This window comes from Streptomyces sp. bgisy027 (assembly GCF_057710365.1).
Genome location: NZ_JBYIVZ010000082.1, coordinates 15,286 through 32,189, shown reverse-complemented (window position 1 = coordinate 32,189; position 16,904 = coordinate 15,286). Strand labels below are relative to the sequence as shown.

12 protein-coding genes and 4 pseudogenes are annotated in these 16,904 nt (G+C 70.2%); 9 read left to right on the top strand and 7 right to left on the bottom strand.

Annotated features, from left to right (window positions below):
- Positions 1-512, bottom strand: a 512-nt coding sequence (locus AC3ETA_RS45315; RefSeq protein WP_432198733.1) for an SDR family NAD(P)-dependent oxidoreductase, incomplete at its 3' end; no start/stop codon positions are given.
- A gap of 80 nt (positions 513-592) precedes the next feature.
- On the opposite strand from AC3ETA_RS45315, the pseudogene AC3ETA_RS45310 reads away from it, so the two are divergent.
- Positions 593-829 (top strand): annotated as a pseudogene (locus tag AC3ETA_RS45310) (MmyB family transcriptional regulator); the annotation flags it as partial.
- 4 nt (positions 830-833) lie between these two features.
- Here the strand turns inward: AC3ETA_RS45310 and AC3ETA_RS45305 are convergent.
- Positions 834-2,609 carry a serine hydrolase domain-containing protein gene (locus AC3ETA_RS45305; protein ID WP_432198732.1) on the bottom strand — a complete coding sequence of 592 codons (1,776 nt, stop codon included), beginning with the start codon at positions 2,607-2,609 and terminating at the stop codon, positions 834-836.
- A gap of 169 nt (positions 2,610-2,778) precedes the next feature.
- Here AC3ETA_RS45305 and AC3ETA_RS45300 point away from each other — a divergent pair, with 169 nt between their 5' ends.
- Positions 2,779-3,888, top strand: a complete 1,110-nt coding sequence (locus tag AC3ETA_RS45300) for an NAD(P)H-dependent flavin oxidoreductase (protein ID WP_432198731.1) — start codon at positions 2,779-2,781, stop codon at positions 3,886-3,888.
- Positions 3,885-5,462, top strand: coding sequence for an acyl-CoA synthetase (locus AC3ETA_RS45295; RefSeq protein WP_432198730.1), 1,578 nt, complete (start codon positions 3,885-3,887; stop codon positions 5,460-5,462). Before AC3ETA_RS45300 ends, AC3ETA_RS45295 begins: the two co-directional genes overlap by 4 nt.
- A 24-nt stretch (positions 5,463-5,486) precedes the next feature.
- Here the strand turns inward: AC3ETA_RS45295 and AC3ETA_RS45290 are convergent, their stop codons facing one another.
- The 4 genes and pseudogenes from AC3ETA_RS45290 to AC3ETA_RS45275 all read right to left on the bottom strand — a co-directional run.
- The gene (locus AC3ETA_RS45290; RefSeq protein ID WP_432198729.1) at positions 5,487-8,396 is read right to left on the bottom strand and encodes an ATP-binding protein; all 2,910 of its coding nucleotides are present in this window, start codon (positions 8,394-8,396) and stop codon (positions 5,487-5,489) included.
- 210 nt (positions 8,397-8,606) lie between these two features.
- Positions 8,607-9,614 (bottom strand): (-)-alpha-amorphene synthase, encoded by a 1,008-nt coding sequence (locus AC3ETA_RS45285; RefSeq protein WP_432198728.1) that lies wholly within the window; start codon positions 9,612-9,614, stop codon positions 8,607-8,609.
- Entirely contained in the window at positions 9,598-11,079 is a 1,482-nt protein-coding gene (locus AC3ETA_RS45280; protein ID WP_432198727.1) for a cytochrome P450, read from the bottom strand. Before AC3ETA_RS45280 ends, AC3ETA_RS45285 begins: the two co-directional genes overlap by 17 nt.
- Before the next feature lie 250 nt (positions 11,080-11,329).
- A pseudogene (locus tag AC3ETA_RS45275) lies at positions 11,330-11,964 on the bottom strand (penicillin acylase family protein); the annotation flags it as partial.
- A gap of 106 nt (positions 11,965-12,070) precedes the next feature.
- On the opposite strand from AC3ETA_RS45275, the gene AC3ETA_RS45270 reads away from it, so the two are divergent.
- The 5 genes and pseudogenes from AC3ETA_RS45270 to AC3ETA_RS45250 form a co-directional block, all read left to right on the top strand.
- Complete coding sequence (locus tag AC3ETA_RS45270) at positions 12,071-12,283, top strand: hypothetical protein (RefSeq protein ID WP_432198726.1); 213 nt, start codon at positions 12,071-12,073, stop codon at positions 12,281-12,283.
- Between the two features lie 2 nt (positions 12,284-12,285).
- Positions 12,286-12,558, top strand: coding sequence for a hypothetical protein (locus AC3ETA_RS45265; RefSeq protein WP_432198725.1), 273 nt, complete (start codon positions 12,286-12,288; stop codon positions 12,556-12,558).
- Positions 12,558-12,773 (top strand): hypothetical protein, encoded by a 216-nt coding sequence (locus AC3ETA_RS45260; protein WP_432198724.1) that lies wholly within the window; start codon positions 12,558-12,560, stop codon positions 12,771-12,773. Before AC3ETA_RS45265 ends, AC3ETA_RS45260 begins: the two co-directional genes overlap by 1 nt.
- Positions 12,774-12,776: 3 nt before the next feature.
- Positions 12,777-13,862, top strand: a complete 1,086-nt coding sequence (locus AC3ETA_RS45255; protein WP_432198723.1) for an N-acetylmuramoyl-L-alanine amidase — start codon at positions 12,777-12,779, stop codon at positions 13,860-13,862.
- A gap of 714 nt (positions 13,863-14,576) precedes the next feature.
- Positions 14,577-14,744: pseudogene (locus tag AC3ETA_RS45250) on the top strand (hypothetical protein); the annotation flags it as partial.
- Positions 14,745-14,986: 242 nt separating this feature from the next.
- Here AC3ETA_RS45250 and AC3ETA_RS45245 read toward each other — a convergent pair.
- Positions 14,987-15,262: pseudogene (locus AC3ETA_RS45245) on the bottom strand (penicillin acylase family protein); the annotation flags it as partial.
- A 113-nt stretch (positions 15,263-15,375) separates the two neighbouring features.
- On the opposite strand from AC3ETA_RS45245, the gene AC3ETA_RS45240 reads away from it, so the two are divergent.
- On the top strand, positions 15,376-16,884 hold the full coding sequence (locus AC3ETA_RS45240) for an acyl-CoA synthetase (RefSeq protein ID WP_432198722.1): 1,509 nt from the start codon (positions 15,376-15,378) through the stop codon (positions 16,882-16,884).
- The last annotated feature ends 20 nt before the right edge of the window (positions 16,885-16,904 follow it).

Sequence of the window (16,904 nt, the reverse complement as noted above, 5' to 3'; positions counted from 1 at the left end):
GCGCGGGTGCCGCTGTCCACCCGGAGGATCACACCGGTGACGTAGGAGGCCCGGTCGCTCAGCAGCCACGCGGCGGCCTGGGCGATCTCCTCCGGGTCGGCGGCCCCGCCCAGCGGGTTCTGCGCGGTGATCCGGTCGAACTCGGCGTCCGACAGCTGGTCCATCGGACCGGGCGGCTGGATCGTCGCACCGTTGTTGAAGGCGACGTCCAGCCGCCCGTACAGCTCCACGGTCTGGTCGACGGCGGCCCGCACGCTGTCGGCGTCGGCCACGTCGCACAGTACGTGGTCCGCGGTGCAGCCGGCCGCCCGGATCTCCTCGGTGACCGCTTCGAGCTGCGCCTCGGTACGGGCCGCGAGCAGCACCCGGGCCCCTTCCCGGGCGAACAGCCGGGCGGCGGCACCGATGCCCCGGCCCGCGCCGGTGACGAACGCGACCTTGCCGGAGAGCAGGCCGGCCGCGGTGACGGGTGTGTCGTCGGTGCCGGTCGAGGTGTCAGGTGTGGTGTTCATGCCGGCCGAGACGTCAGGTCCGTCGTTCATACCGTCGAGCCTGCGACCGGCCGCGAGGCCCAGCCAGGCACCGGCGGTACGGCAGCGCGCAGTTCGCCCGGCTGTGGGCGGCCCACGACGTGGCGCCCGCTCCCACACTCGTCAAGACCTTCGACCACCCCGTCGTCGGCCCCGTCACCGTCAACTGCGACGTCCTCGACCTCGCCGACCGCGACCAGCGGGTCGTCATCCACACCGCCATCCCCGGGACGCCGTCCGAGGAGGCGCTACGGCTGCTGTCCGTCCTCGGCACGCAACGCCTCGACGTCCCCGGCTGAACCGTCAGTCCGCCGAGGCGACCCAGCCGCTCGCGCTGATCCGCGCCGCGTCGGCCGGCCTGGCGTCGTCGAACAGGACCGTGTCCGCCGCCTCGACGCGCAGTCCGTCGACATACGCGCCACGGCCCACGTACAGCCGGTCGGTGGCGTACCGCCAGCGGATGCCCAGCTGCCGGTGCGCGGGGAGTTCGGCCGTGAGCCGGTGCCACACACGGCCTGACCAGCCGGTGACGGTGCCGCTCGGACGGGGCTGCGGCCGTTCGCCGTGGCGGGTCGTGGTGAAGGGCAGCGGCTGCCAGGTGACTCCGCCGTCCGTCGTTGCCTCCAGCGTGAGCACGTCGGCCTGGGGTTCGGTGTCCCACCACAGGGCGCAGCACAGCCCGGCGTCCCCGGACGACGTGTCGAGCGCCGGGAGCGCGAGGGTCGCGTTCGTGTCGGCCGCCATGCCCGAGAACCATGCTGTACGGCCGTGGCGTGGGCGAACCGCGACCGCGCGCGCCATGTTGTTCGCGGCCGCGACCCGGGGAGCCGAGCCGGAGCGCCAACTGCGCACCGGGTGAACCGAGTTGCCGAGGACGACGAGGAAGGAGTCGGTCGTCGGGTCGAGCACCAGCGAGGTGCCGGTGAATCCGGTGTGCCCGGCGGTGCGTGGGGTGGCCATGGCGCCCATGTACCAGTGCTGGTAGAGCTCGAAGCCGAGACCGTGCTCGTCGCCGGGGAAGGCGGTGTTGAAGTCGGTGAACATCAGCTCCACCGACTCCGGCTCCAGGATGCGGGAGCGGCCGTAGGCGCCGGCGTTGAGCAACGTCCGGCCGAGGACCGCGAGGTCCCACGCGTTCGAGAACACGCCGGCGTGGCCCGCGACCCCGCCGAGGCTGAAGGCGTTCTCGTCGTGCACCTCGCCCCATACGAGTCCGCGGTCCAGGCCCGACCAGGGGGCGCGGGCGTCCTCGGTGGCGGCGATCCCAGGTCTCCACGCGGCGGGCGGGTTGTAGCGGGTGCGGCGCATGCCGAGCGGGCCGGTGATCTCGTCGCGGAGGAGGACGTCGAGGGCTCGGCCGGTGATCTTCTCCAGGACCAGCTGGAGGGAGATCAGGTTCAGATCCGAGTAGAGGTACTTGGTGCCCGGCGGGTTCAGCGGCGCCTCGTTCCAGATGAGTTCGAGCTTCCCCTCGTACGTCGGCGCGCTGTACAGCGGGATCCAGGCGCGCAACCCCGAGGTGTGGGTGAGGAGCTGACGGATCGTGATGTCCTGCTTGCCGGCGCGGCCGAAGTCGGGCAGGTAGGAGGCGACGGTGGCCTCCAGGCCGAGTGCGCCCCGCTCGATCTGCTGTACGGCGAGGATCGAGGTGAACAGCTTGGAGACCGACGCCAGATCGAAGACGGTGTCCTCGGTCATCGGGAGCTGCTGGTCGGCCGGGAACTCGACGCCGGTGTCGGTCTTCTCGTCGTACGCCCGATAGCGCACCGCCATCCCGATGGGCTCGTGCAGGGCCACGGTGCCGCCGCGGCCGGCGAGCAGCACGGCGCCCGCGTACCAGGGGTGCTTGGGGGAGGGGCCGAGGAACGCCTCGGCGTCGGTGACGAGCCGGCGCAGGTGGCCGTGGAGGAGGCCCGCGCGTTCGGGGGAGCCATGGCGCAATGTGGTGCGGGGGCGCGAGGAGGCGGTGGCCGCCGCCGCGGGTCCGGCAGGGAAGGGCGCGATGGCCAGGGCGCCGCCCAGAGCCACCGCCGTCCTGCCCAGTTGACGCCGGGTCAGTCTGTTGCCGCCGTCGGTCATCGAGGTTCCTCCCGCCGCTCCGCCTGAAAGTATCTTTCCGGGATCACCTTGCGTGGTGAAACTTTCGTGTCAGGCGTGGGCCGTGTCAACGGGGCGTTCACCGGAGAAGATCTGACGGTGTATCAGAAAAGCCCTTCCGTCGTCCGGAGGACTGCGGCATCCTGCGCGCATGCAGACGGAGCTGAGCAAGAAACTGGGAGTCGAGCACGCCATTTTCGGCTTCACGCCGTTCCCCGCCGTCGCCGCGGCCATCAGCCGGGCCGGCGGCTTCGGAGTGCTCGGCGCGGTCCGCTACACAGCCCCGGACGACCTCAAACGCGACCTCGACTGGGTCGAGGCGCACGTCGAAGGCCGGCCCTACGGCCTGGACGTCGTCATGCCGGCGAAGAAGGTCGAGGGCGTCACCGAGGCCGACGTCGAGGCGATGATCCCGGAAGGGCACCGGCAGTTCATCAGAGACACCCTCGCCAAGTACGGCGTGCCCGAACTGGCCGAGGGAGAGGCCGCCGGCTGGCGGATCACCGGCTGGATGGAGCAGGTCGCCCGAGGCCAGCTCGACGTCGCCTTCGACTACCCGATCAAGCTGCTCGCCAACGCCCTGGGCTCACCGCCCGTGGACGTCGTGGAGCGCGCCCACGACCGCGGTGTGCTCGTCGCCGCCCTCGCGGGCAGCGCCCGGCATGCCCGCAAGCACCAGGAGGCGGGCATCGACATCGTCGTCGCCCAGGGCTACGAGGCGGGCGGCCACACCGGAGAGATCGCCTCCATGGTGCTCACCCCGGAGGTCGTCGAGGCGGTCGACCCCTTGCCCGTACTCGCGGCCGGGGGCATCGGCAGCGGACAACAGGTGGCTGCCGCTCTCAGCCTCGGCGCTCAAGGTGTGTGGCTGGGCTCCATATGGCTGACCACCACAGAAGCAGACCTGCACTCGACCGCGCTGACCGCCAAGCTGCTCGCCGCCGGTTCCGGAGACACCGTCCGCTCCCGTGCCCTGACCGGGAAGCCCGCACGTCAGCTGCGCACCGAGTGGACCGACGCCTGGGACGACCCGGACGGGCCCGGCACCCTCCCCATGCCCCTCCAGGGGCTGCTCGTCGCCGAGGCCGTCTCCCGCATCCAGAAGTACGAGGTCGAGCCCCTGCTCGGCACGCCCGTCGGACAGATCGTGGGCCGGATGAACAGCGAACGCAGCGTCCGGGCCGTCTTCGACGATCTCACCCGCGGATTCGAGCGGGCCGTCGACCGCATCAACCGCATCGCCGGAAGGAGCGGCCAGTGACCAGCACTCCCGCGGCACACGCCGTCAGCACCCCGCCCGTCGGCTTCTGGGCCCAGGCCACCGCCGACCCCGGCCGCGAGGTCCTCGTCGCCCCCGACGGCGAACGGTGGACCGCCGGGCGCCTGCACGCCGCGACCAACCGTCTCGTCCACGGCCTGCGCGCGGCCGGCCTGCGACGCGGTGACGCCTTCGCGGTCGTCCTGCCCAACGGAGTCGAGTTCTTCACCGCGTACCTGGCCGCCTCCCAGGCCGGCTTCTACCTGGTCCCGGTCAACCACCACTTCGTCGGCCCCGAGATCGCCTGGATCGTCGCCGACTCCGGCGCCAAGGTGCTCATCACCCACGAACGCTTCGCCGGTCCGGTCCGCGAGGCCGCCGACGAGGCCGCACTCCCGGCCACCCACCGCTACGCGGTCGGCGAGGTGGAGGGCTTCCGCCCCTACGCCGAACTCCTCGACGGACAGCCGGAGTCGGCGCCCGAGCAGCGCACGCTGGGCTGGGTCATGAACTACACCTCCGGCACCACCGGCCGCCCCCGGGGCATCCGCCGCCCGCTGCCCGGCAAGCCGCCCGAGGAGGCGTACCTGGGCGGCTTCCTCGGCATCTTCGGCATCAAACCGTTCGACGCCAACGTGCATCTCGTGTGCTCGCCGCTCTACCACACCGCCGTGCTCCAGTTCGCGGGCGCGTCCCTCCATATAGGGCACGGGCTGGTGCTGATGGACAAGTGGACACCCGAGGAGATGCTGCGTGTCATCGACGCACACAGGTGCACGCACACCCATATGGTCCCGACCCAGTTCCACCGCCTGCTGGCCCTGCCCGAAGACATACGGACCCGCTACGACGTCACCTCCATGCGGCACGCCATCCACGGCGCCGCTCCCTGCCCCGACCATGTGAAGCGGGCGATGCTGGACTGGTGGGGCCCCTGTGTGGAGGAGTACTACGCCGCCAGTGAGGGCGGTGGTGCCTTCGCGACCGCCGAGGACTGGCTCAAGAAACCCGGCACGGTGGGCAAGGCCTGGCCGATCAGTGAACTCGCCGTCTTCGACGACGACGGCAACCGGCTCCCGCCCGGCGAACTCGGCACCGTCTACCTCAAGATGAACACCGGTGGCTTCTCCTACCACAAGGACGAGAGCAAGACGAGGAAGAACCGCATCGGCGACTTCTTCACCGTCGGCGACCTCGGCTACCTCGACGAGGACGGCTATCTCTTCCTCCGCGACCGCAAGATCGACATGATCATCTCCGGCGGCGTCAACATCTACCCGGCCGAGATCGAGTCCGCCCTGCTGGCCCACCCGGCCGTCGCCGACGCCGCCGCCTTCGGCATCCCGCACGACGACTGGGGCGAGGAGGTCAAGGCAGTCGTCGAACCGGCCCCGGGCCACGAACCGGGCCCTGATCTGGCCGCCACGATCCTCGACCACTGCGCCGGCCAACTCGCCGGCTACAAGCGCCCCAAGAGCGTCGACTTCATCACCGAGATGCCGCGCGACCCCAACGGCAAGCTGTACAAACGACGGCTGCGGGACCCGTACTGGCAGGGGCGTACGCGGGCCGTGTGACCGCAGCCGCAGGGCGTTCGCGGGTCACGTCCGGGGGTGCGGGAAGGTCTCCAGCGCCCGGGCGAGGCCCGCCGCGTCGGTGCCGATCTTGCGGTACACGCTGGACAGCAACTGCCGTACGCCCTGCTCGGTGAGGCGCAGTTCCTTCGCGATCACCGCCTCCTGGCGGCCCTGGACCGTCAGTTCGGCCGTCTGCCGTTCCTGAGCGGTGAGGGTGTCCGTCTGTGCGTACCGCAGCGGCAGCGGTCGCAGCCCGGCTGCCGAGAGCTCCTGCCTGGCCCGGACGGCGAGGGCCTCGGCGCCGCAGTGAACGGCTCCTTCCAGCCCCTGATAGAGCCGATGGGCGGCTTCCTGCACCTGGCCGTTGCGGGACAGCGCGGCGCCGTGCGCCACCAGCGCACGCGCCAACTCGTACGACGCGGGTGAGCGCTCCAGGTGTTCGACCGCCTCGGCGTGCAGATGGAGTGCGGCCGGACCGCCCGTCACCTCGGCCTCGATGTGGAGCGCATGGCCGATCGCGGAAGCCGCGCCGAAGTCCCGCGCCCGCCTGACGGCGTCCTGGGCGTGGCGGACCGCCCGGTCGGGGGAGGTGCGGGCGAGAGCGGAGGCCAGGTCCAGCTGCCACGGGCACCAGGCCGGGTTGTGCCAGTTGCGTGACTCCAGCCAGTCCCCGACGGCGGACAACAGCCGTGCCGCCTCGGGGTACCGCTCCTCCGCCAGGAGCAGTTCGGCGTACACCGTGCGGGGATCGGGGAAGATGACGGCGTTCGGGACGACATCGCCGTAGTGGTGGGCGTCGGCGAGCCGTCGGGCGTCGGTGATCCGGCCCCGGGCCAGCAGGATCTGGATCATGATGCCGATGGCGAACCACTGTGCGGGTACCGCGCCTTCGACGCGCTCGGCGGTGCGCAGCCCGGCCCGGACGAGTTCCTCCGCCTCGGTGAGGCAGCCGCGACGGTAGCGGATGTAGCCGGAGAGGGTCTGCCCCTGGGCCAGGTGGGAGCCGCGCCAGCCCTTGTGCTCGCACTCGGCCATACCCCTGCTGAACAGATCTTCGGCCCGCCACGGCTGGTCGCAGTACATGAAGAGAAGGGCGACCGCGACGGGCACCTCGAAGCCGCGGTTCTCGTCGGTCCAGCTCATTCCTCCGTGCAGCGCCTCCTCGGCATGCCCGAGGGCGGTTTGCCGCGGCTCGCCGCGTACCAGGGCGTCCCACGCTCGCAGTCCGAGGATGTAGCGCTCCTCCAGGCCGCGGCCGGGCAGTTTGCCGGCCAGCCGTGCCAGCCGACGCGAGCGGGCTGACGAGTCGGGCTCGTCGGCGCGGAACGCACTCCATACGAAGTGGTCGGCCTGCATACGCAGTTTGATGCGCGGATTGGGGGCACGCCGCGCCTCGTCGGCGGCCACGGCCGCGGCTTCGGTCAGCCGGTCGGTGTGAGCCAGCGCTTGGGTCAGCCGGTAGACGATGGAGGCACGCAGGTCGGGGTCGATGCCAGGCTGCGTCAGTGCCTCCTGGAGGTGGCAGACAGTGGCGGTGGGCTCGATCAAGAAGGTGGAGCAGGCGAGCTCGTGCAGGAGCGCGGCGCGGTCCTCAGCCGGGGGCGGTTCCCGCAGTGCTCGGGTCAGCACGCGCCGAGCGGCCTCAGGGGCCCCGGCGCGGAGGTACTCACGCGCGGCGGCGCGCAGGACGGAGACAGCTTCGGGCCGGCCGTCGCAGGGCACCTCCAGTAGATGCCGGGCGGCGGCCGTGGGGCCGAACCCGGCCGCCTGGGCGGCGTCGGCGGCCGCGTTGTGCATGCCGACCCGCAGGCCCGGAGGGATGTCGCGGTAGATCGTCGTGGCGATCGACGGGTGGACGAACTCCAGGCTGCGCCCGGGCCCTTCGCCGTCCGCGAGGATGCGGGAGGCGCGCAGCTTCCGGGCCGCCTCGGCGGCTTCCTCGCTGCCGACCACGGCGATGCCGGCGGCGAGCTCGGCGGAGAAGGACCCGCCCAGTACGGCGACGGCCCAGGCGAAGCGGACGGTGCTCGGGCCGAGCCGGTGGAGGCGTTCGATCAGTCCCGGGCCCTTGACCGCCGCGGCGACGTCCCCGATCACGTGCAGTTCGTCCTGGGTGCCCTTCAACTGCCGTTCGCGGAGCCTGATGGCCAACTCGACGGTCTCGAACGGGCTGCCGCCGGTGACCGTCCAGCACTCGTCGCAGAACTCGTCCTCGGCCTCCTCGCCCACCTCGTTCCTGACGATGCGCGCCACGGCGTTCTTGCCGAGCGGCCACAGAGCATGAGGGCGCTCTTCATTGCGCTCCACGAGTGTGCGGAAAGAGGTCGCGTCGGGAGGGAGGTCGTCGGGGCGATAGGCGACGACCATCAGGAGCGGGAGGTCGGCGACCCGGGGCGCGAAGGAGGCGAGCCAGTCGAGGGATTCGGCATCGGCCCAGTGCAGGTCGTCCAGGAGCAGGACGAGCGGTGCGTTGCGCACCGTAAGGCGCGTCATGACCCAGTCGAGGCCGTCACGCACCCCGGTCGGGTCCGGCATCCGAGCGGCGTCCGTCGCCCTGAGGCCGAGCGCGGCGCTGACGATGTCGTACCAGCTGCCCAGGAATTCCCTACGTTCCGATTCGCCCATGCCGGCCAGGGCGGGCTGCATGACTTGGCGTACGACACGGAACGCCAGACCCTGCTCCTTCTCGCCGCCCCTGCCCGATGCGACCGTGAATCCGCGCGCGGTGGCACGGGCCCGCGCCACCGAGAGAAGCGTCGTCTTGCCCAGCCCGGCCTCCCCGGTGAAGGCGAGCAACCCGCCCCGTGGCACCCGGGCCACGTCGTCGACGGTGTCGTGCAGGTCAGACAACGCGGCATCGAGCGCCTGGAGTTCCTCGTCGCGTTCGAGTAGCGGCCGGTGCTTGGCCAGAGGTTGCCGCAGCCCATGGGCCATGTTCGACCGCTTCCTGTCGTTGCTCCCCACCGGACGGGGGCGAGAGTACGCCTTCACGGACGCCCCTTGGCCGGGTTGGAACAGGAGATCGGCAGGAAAGGGTGAATTCTCCACGGAGGCGATGCGGGCCAGCTCTCATGGGATAAACTGACCCGCTTTCGCTCGGACTTGAAGCCCCACTGGCGCTGCGGGTACCGGTCGGGCACAGACTCAGGGCACGGCGGATGCCGCCGTCGTGTCCGCGTACCTCGGCACGGTACGGGACCAGAAGTAGCATCCGCGGATCCAGCCGGCCATGCCCTCCACATAGCCGACTCCGGCTGGGCTCAACTCCGGCCTGATCTCGCCGTAGAGTTCCTCGAACTCGCTGATCGTGCTGTTGATCCGCCGGATGGCCAGCGTGATGGCCGTCGGTAGGGAGCACCGGTGTGCGCGTTGATAGGCAAGGGCCAGATTGATCATGCCGCCCGTGCGCTGCTCCTTCACCGCGGAGAAGAGATCAGCTATCCATACCGCCGCGTCGGCCGACAGCCGCGCCAGGCGACGCGTGGCTGGATGGTGGATTTCCTCCGGCGCCAGCTCGAACGGCTGCGCGGCCTCGCACAGAGGGTGGAACGGCTCGACGCCCGCGATGAGGGAACGAATGGACCGGCACAGGCCGCTCTCCAAGGGGACGGAGTCCGTCTGGCTCACTGCCTCGTACAGCAGACCGTGCACGTACTCCCGGCTGGTCCAGGCCCATCGTTCGGCCTGAGCGGGGGTGCACCGCTCCTGGACCTGCCGATGGAGGTCGGCCAGCGCGGCCCCGAGCAGGGTATCTGGCGGTCGGCCGTCCCGCAGTATCCCGACGCTCTCGCACAACATGGGCAGCAGTCGACCGGGCTCCTGCCTGCCGACGTCCTCGGCCCGGTCGTCGAAGACGAACTGGTAGGCGATCTGGTTGGCCATGATCTGGAGCAGGCCGGAATCCATCGTCGGGTTGTTGTAGGCGGCGAGTTCGGCGGGGCGCGTACAGGAGATCATGGCCGCCACTTCCGGGTCGTCGGTGAGGCCCCATTTACTGAGCCAGTTCCCGACGCCGGTTGCCGCCTGGGGCGCGTGGGGATTCCTCTGGAACGGGAAGGGCATGTAGAGGTTCGCGTCGATCAGTGCCCGCAGATCGACCGTGGTAATTCCGGCCAGGGCGGCGAGCGTGATTTCCTCATGCGTCATGGACATGGTCGCCTCCCGCCGCTCGGGGTTCGTGGCTGCCGGTGGTCGTCAACGCCGTGGATACGAGAGCCCCCCAGGGCGGTGTGCCCGACGGACTTTCTGACCGCGGTTCGCAGACCATTACCAAGTCCCTCGGCCCCAATGACGCCGCCGGGCGGAGCCGTGCGACGTGTCCGGGAGGATGGCGCAGGCGCCAGTGGCGAGCGATGAACGCGATGGCCACCGTGGCCTCCGCCAGCGCGAATGTCTCGCCGATGCATTTCCGGATGCCCGCAGCGAACGGAATCATCGCTCCGGGCGGGACGGCGGGAGCCTGCCCCGGCAGCCAGCGGTCGGGGTGGAAGCGGTCGGGGTCGGGGAACGAAGCGGGGTCGTGGTGCAGGAGATAAGGGCTGTACAGGACGGTGGTGCCCTGCGGAATCCGATACCCGGCGAGAACCGTCTCCTTGGTGGTGACCCGGGTGAAGAGCCAGCCCGGCGGACGGTGGCGAAGGGTCTCGGTGAGAACGCGCTGGGTGTGGACGAGCCGCGGCAGGTCGTCCCGGCCGGGCGGCCGCCCTTGGGCCAGCACGACGTCGACCTCGGAGTGCAGGCGGCGTTCGTCTTCGGGATGCCGGGCCAGGAGGTCGAAGGCGGAGGCGAGGCACAGGGAAGTGCTCTCGGCTCCGGCGAAGATCAGCGTGAACACCTGGCTGCGGACTTCCCGTTCGGTGATCGCCTCCGCTGCGTCGTTGCCGCGCGCGGCCGCCAGCAGCACTCCCAACAGGTCGTCCCGGTCAGTGCCGGGCTCACCCGGCCGGCGCTCGGCGATGGCCGCGTCGACGATGGCGCGCAGACGGATCGAAGCGTGGCGGAACCGCCGGTTCGCGGGCGTGGGAACCCGGAACAGGGCGTCGACCGGTACCACTGTCCGCAGGAACAGGCCGCGGACGACGGCGACGAGGCACCTGTGCATCTCGGCGGCCGTCGCGGCGTCCAGCGAGTCGGAGAACAGGGCGCGGCCGATCACCCGTGCCGACAGCGTCAGCATGGTCGCGCTGACGTCGACCTCCTGCCCCGCCCGCCACTCACGGCACGCCGACTCCACTTCCTCGCCCATCAGTTCCGTCTGGGCGGCGACGCGGGCTTTGCGGAATCCGGGTTGCAGAAGCCTGCGTTGCCGCCGATGAGCCTCGTGCCGGCATGTGCCGACGCCGTCTCCCAGGAGCGTCCGCAGCCTGTCGTAGAGCGGGCCCCCCTTGTCGAAGGTGCGTGCGTCCATGAGTACCTGGTGCACCAGCTCCGGGTGGCACACCATCCAGGCGCGCCGGGGGCCCAGCCGTAACTCGACCAGATCGCCGTACGCGGGCAAAGAATTGAGAAACTCCAGCGGTTTTCGGTAGAACGCGATACCGTGGCCGAGTAGCGGGAATATGCCTGGTGCAGTTCCTGTTCGCCAAGCGTGTTTTGGTTCAGGCGCGGCACGGCTCATGAAAGTCCTCCTGCCCGGCGCGGCACGTGAAATCGGTGAACGTGCCACGGACTTGAACGCTTGAGGCAAGTCCTGCCCAGTTCCGGAGGCTCCCGGTTTCCCGAAACCTTTCTTCAAAGGGGCGCATGGGAGCATTGAGAAGCAGAAGAAGCATTCGGTGAACAGCCGTTGTCACCTGGCGCATTCACGGCACCTGGCAGACGTCACACATATATGGTCCCGCCCCATGTGGGGCAGGACCACACTGACTTCAGTGTTCGTGTATATGAACAACCTTCAACGCCGGTGACGCCAGGCTGTCCTTCTCGCAGAACCGTGCGGTCACCCACTTCTCACCGGAGAACAACCGGGTCTGGTCGCTGAAGTGGGGCGAGTTCGGGTTCGAGGACTGGGGTACGTCAGCAGCGTGCGAGCCACCGGGCAGCGGCTGCTGTCCCAGCCCACCGCCTGGATGTGGCTGGAGCCGGTCGTCACCTCCGTGTAGCCGCCCCGCGCCTGGTCCCACACCGGCTCGATCTGGTTCCACACGCCCATCCCCTCCGTGCCGCCGGGCACGGGGATGCGCTGACCGTTCCGTACGACGACCTGGTGCTCGCCGAGGCGGGAGTCGAGTGCGATGCCCGCCGCACGCAACTCGGCGACCGCGTCCGCCAGGGCCGTGGCGAAGCCGGGCGCACCGGTATTGAGGGTGTTCGGCGTGCGCACCGGGTCCGCCGCGGAGAACGGCACCTTCCACCGCTGGGCGGCCGGCACCTTTGCGGACAGCTTCCGCCAGAACCGGTCGAAGAGCAGGGCACCGCGGCTGCCGCTGGCCTTCGTGCGGTACGAGTCCGCGAGCACCGCACAGGCCCCGGAGACGTCGATCGCCTTGCCATCACTGCCCGTTACCACTCGTGGGTCCTCGTCGAAACCCAGGCCGTCGGCGCCCTGCCCGGCGAGCAGATCATCCGCGAGGCCCCCGACACCCTCGTAGTCCTGTAGGAGGCCGATCGTGGACTTCCCCCTGTGGCTGTGGGCCGTCCCCGCAGGCTCGTTCGCCGTCCTCGAAGGTCTTGCCATCGCCAACAAGCGGCGCGGCGACACTGCCGGCGAGTTGTTGCGCCGAGCAGCGGGCATCAGCCCCGTACGCCCCTGGCGGCCCCTCGGCGTCGCTGTGATCGCCACGTTCTGCGCGTGGCTCGCCCACCACCTGATCGGAGGCTGACCATGCCCCAACCCACTCCGGGCCGCATCGTGAAGTACCGGCTGACCGAGGACGACGCCCGGCACATCACACAGCAACGCGCACACGACAGCGTGCACGGCAGCTTCGTGAACGCAGACCAGGTCCATCCGGCCGTCGTCGTGCGTAACCTCCCCGGCAACCCGCACGGCGTCTGCAACCTGAAGGTGCTGCTCAACGGCCCCGACAGCCACTGGGCGACCTCGCGTCACGAAGGCGACGAGCCCGGCACCTGGGCATCGCCGGAGAGCGCGTGATGGCCCGCCACGACCCGGCCGAGCTCGCCATGGCCCCTTATGCCGGGTACGGCGCTGCGACCGGCGGCAAGAACTACCGTGGCGAGTCCATGCCCGCCTGGGACGATCTCGGGCACGGCATTCAGACCGCGTGGGAGGTCGCCGCAGAGGCGATCGCCCGCAAGGTGCTCGGCATCGGCATCGGCATCGGCGCTCGGTCGAGGCGGGAGGGCTGACTCATGGCGAAGCCGCTCACCGCCGCCCAGTTGGTCGCCGCGCTGAAGGCCGAAGGCTGCACCGTCCGCGAGGTCCGCTCGTGGCGCACCCATAACCGCAACCACGTCGGCGCCTGGGGCCCGGTCAACGGCGTGATGGTCCACCACACCGCGACCGGTCCGGGCGTGGACGTCGTCGACCTCATCTACGACGGCCACAGCTCACTGCCTGGTCCGCTATCCACCGGCTGCATCACCAAGGACGGCACGATCCACCTCACCGGCAACGGCCGCGCCAACCACGCCGGCGGCGGTGACCCGCGCGTACTGGCCGCCGTCGTCAGCGAGTCGTACGGCGACTACCCGCCCGCTACCCACGAGCACCAGGGCAGCTCCGGCGCCGTGGACGGCAACAGCCACTTCTACGGCTGGGAGTGCGAGAACAAGGGCGACGGCAAAGACCCGTGGCCGCGCGCGCAGTACGTGGCCATCGTCAAAGCCACCGCCGCGATCATCCGCGCCCACCGCGCCAAGGGCGACAACTGGGGCCTGGAGGGCAAGAGCGCGATCGGCCACCTGGAGTGGTCCGACTGGAAGCCCGACCCCCGTGGCATCGACATGAAGGACTACCGCCGTGACCTGGCCGCGTGCTTGGCACTCCAGGCGGGCCAGTGGGAAGGAGACGACGAACCCATGCCCCAATACGTCAACCTCGGTCTCGAAGAGCCCTACGAACTGCGGCCCGGTTTCTGGGATTCGATCGAGTTCACGACGGAGTGGACCGACGAGCCGGGCGACCATGCCAACAACGGCAGTGTGTGGGCGCGCGGCCCGGCTCGCTTTGCCGGCAGCGTCAGCCTGAGGATCGGTGGCCTGCCCCGGGGCGGTGTCGTCCAGGCCCGCATGTCCGAGTTCGACGGCGATCAGTTCGTTCAGGACCATCCCATCGATGAGGTCATCGGCACCGGCGGCGACACCTTCCACATCATGGCGCTCACCAAGCGCCTCGGACCCGGCCGAGGCATGCGCGTCCGCCTGTGCAATCAGCACAGCGAGCCGGTCACCATCATCAGCGCGGTCCTGACAGTGCTGGTGTGGAAGGAGGGCTGACGCAAATGTAGGTGTCCCGCTACGCCAAGGCCGTCGTCGCCGCGGTCGTCGCCGGGGCCTCCCTCGGCACCGCGATGCAGGACGGCGTCGTCACCCAGGGCGAGGGCATCACCGCGGTCCTGCCGGCGCTCGGCGCGCTCGGGGCCGTCTGGAAGGTCCCGCACCGGCAGGAGCCGAAGGACTCGGTGTGAAGGCCGCTGGCCGCGGTGAGTTCCTGGACGGCCCAGCTTGTGTTCCTTGATCTTGCCGTCGTCGCCCTTGACGAGCACGCCGATGGCGTCGACCCGCATGTACTCGCTGGCCTTCTCCCACTTCCTCAGCGTCTCGGCCGCCGCATCGGCGGCAGCCTCGGTGTCGAAGAACGCGAGCACCAGTTCCTGCTTGTCGCCGCCGACGTCCTCTCGGAGCTTGCGAGGGGTGACCGCATCCTTCCGGCTCACCCCGTGACGTTCCAGCCAGGCGAAGATTTTCTCGCCGCCGTCGGAGTTCCCGTCCAGCTCGGACTTCATCCAGTCGCGGAGCGCGTTCTCGTGATCGTAGAGGTCGTCCGCGAGCGTCTTCAGCTCCGGAGAGTCGGTGTGCTTGCCCATATGCTTGTACAGCTCATCAGCCTCGGCTGTCTCAATACTCGTGACCTTGGCCAAATGCTTGAACGAGAGGTGCCGTGCGAACGCTTCACCCTCGCGGCCCAGCCTCTCCGCTTCCTCCAGGGCGATGTGCACGCCCGAGTTGTGGCCCAACGGCTCGCAGTCGTGGATGTTGATCCACTCCGTCGTCACGCACGCCGTGAAGCACGTCGGCGTGCGCCCGAAGATGACCCAGGAGCAGCCGGCTGCTGCGGCTAGCATGTCTCTCGGAGCCATCCGCGAGATCGAACGTGGCGAGCGGCGCGTGAGCGAGTCCACGCTCGAAGCCCTCGCCGAGGCACTCGGGATCGATCCCATGCGCCTGCACACCGATCGCGAGCCGGCTCAGACCCGCGTCCATGGAGCGCTGCCCTCACTCTCCGCGGCGATCGCGTCGTGCGACATCCCCGAAGACGGGCCCGTCCGGCCCGTGCACGAGCTGCGCACAGCGGTCAGCGAGGCCGCCCGCCGGCGGCTGGGAGCCCAGTACACGCGGATCGCACGCTCGCCGCGCACGGTCACGAACCCGTCCGCGAGCGGGCACACCTGGTCCGCGGCCTGCGCCCAACCGGTGCCCAAGCCGAGCGACTTGGAGTCCTTGCCGACGACGTGCGGAATGCCGTACTCGGTGTGGCGGAGCACGGCGGACATGCCGCCGTGCGAGGGATGTTCCTGACGGCTTTGGCGTTCGGCCGCGGCGGCGGGCAGCGCCGCCGCGGCCGTGAGCAGGGCGGCTGCCCCAGCGGCCAGTCGTCTCGTGCGGGTGGTGCGCATCTGTGCTTCCCCACGTCATTGAGGGAAGGAGCGGTTGAGCGTACCCACTGGTCTGTCCAAGGTGTCCCCCGGGTGCTTGACCCGTCCCGGTGACGGACCGAGGATCATGAGTCATGACGCAGGGACAGGGCAGCACGGTTGACGGGGTGCTGCGGCGCAGCGCGCGGCGCACCCCGGCACGGACCGCGGTGGAATACGCCGACCGCACATGGACGTACGAGGAACTCGACGACGCGGTCTCCCGCGCGGCGAGCGTCCTGCTCGATCAGGGACTCACCCCCGGAGACCGTGTCGGCGCCTACGGACACAACTCGGACGCCTATCTGATCGCGTTCCTCGCCTGCGCCCGCGCGGGCCTCGTCCACGTCCCGGTCAACCAGAACCTGACCGGCGACGACCTCGCCTACATCGTCGGCCAGTGCGGCAGCTCCCTGGTCCTCGCCGACCCCGGCCTCGCCGGCCGGCTGCCCGGCAACGTCCGTACGCTGCCGCTGCGCGACGCCGACGACTCGCTCCTGGCGCGCCTTGAGCCGGCGCCCGCGTACGACGGCCCCGAGCCGCGCGCCGAGGACCTGGTCCAGCTCCTCTACACGTCCGGGACGACCGCCCTCCCGAAGGGCGCGATGATGACGCACCGCGCCCTGGTCCACGAGTACCTGAGCGCCATCACGGCCCTCGACCTCAGCGCGGGCGACCGCCCCGTGCATTCACTGCCGCTCTACCACTCGGCGCAGATGCATGTGTTCCTGCTGCCGTACCTCGCGGTCGGCGCCACGAACGTCATCCTCGACGCACCCGACGGCGACCGGCTCTTCGACCTGATCGAAGCCGGCCGCGTGGACAGCCTGTTCGCCCCGCCCACGGTGTGGATCGCGCTCGCCAACCGCCCCGACTTCGCCGAGCGCGACCTCGGCGGCCTCCGCAAGGCGTACTACGGCGCGTCGATCATGCCCGTGCCCGTCCTGGAACGCCTGCGCGAGCGGCTCCCGAAGCTCGGCTTCTACAACTGCTTCGGCCAGAGCGAGATCGGCCCCCTGGCCACCGTCCTCGCCCCCGACGAGCACAAGGGCCGCATGGACTCCTGCGGGCGGACCGTGCTGTTCGTCGACGCGCGCGTGGTCGACGAGGACGGCAAGGACGTCCCCGACGGCACACCCGGCGAGATCGTCTACCGCTCCCCGCAGCTGTGCGAGGGCTACTGGGACAAGCCCGAGGAGACCGCCGAGGCGTTCCGGGACGGCTGGTTCCGCTCCGGCGACCTCGCGGTGCGGGACACGCACGGCTACTTCACGATCGTCGACAGGGTGAAGGACGTCATCAACTCCGGTGGCGTGCTGGTCGCCTCACGACAGGTCGAGGACGCCCTGTACGCCCACCAGGGCGTCGCCGAGGTCGCGGTGATCGGTCTGCCCGACGAGCGGTGGATCGAGGCCGTCACGGCGGTCGTCGTGCCGCGCGGGGAGGTGAGCGAGGCCGCGCTGATCGACCACGCGCGCGAGAAACTCGCCCCGTTCAAGGCGCCGAAGCGGGTGGTGTTCGTGGACGAGCTGCCGCGCAACGCGAGTGGGAAGATCCTCAAGCGGGAGCTACGGGACCGGTTCGCAGGCGACGGGGCGAAGTAGGGGACGGGGCGAAGTAGGGG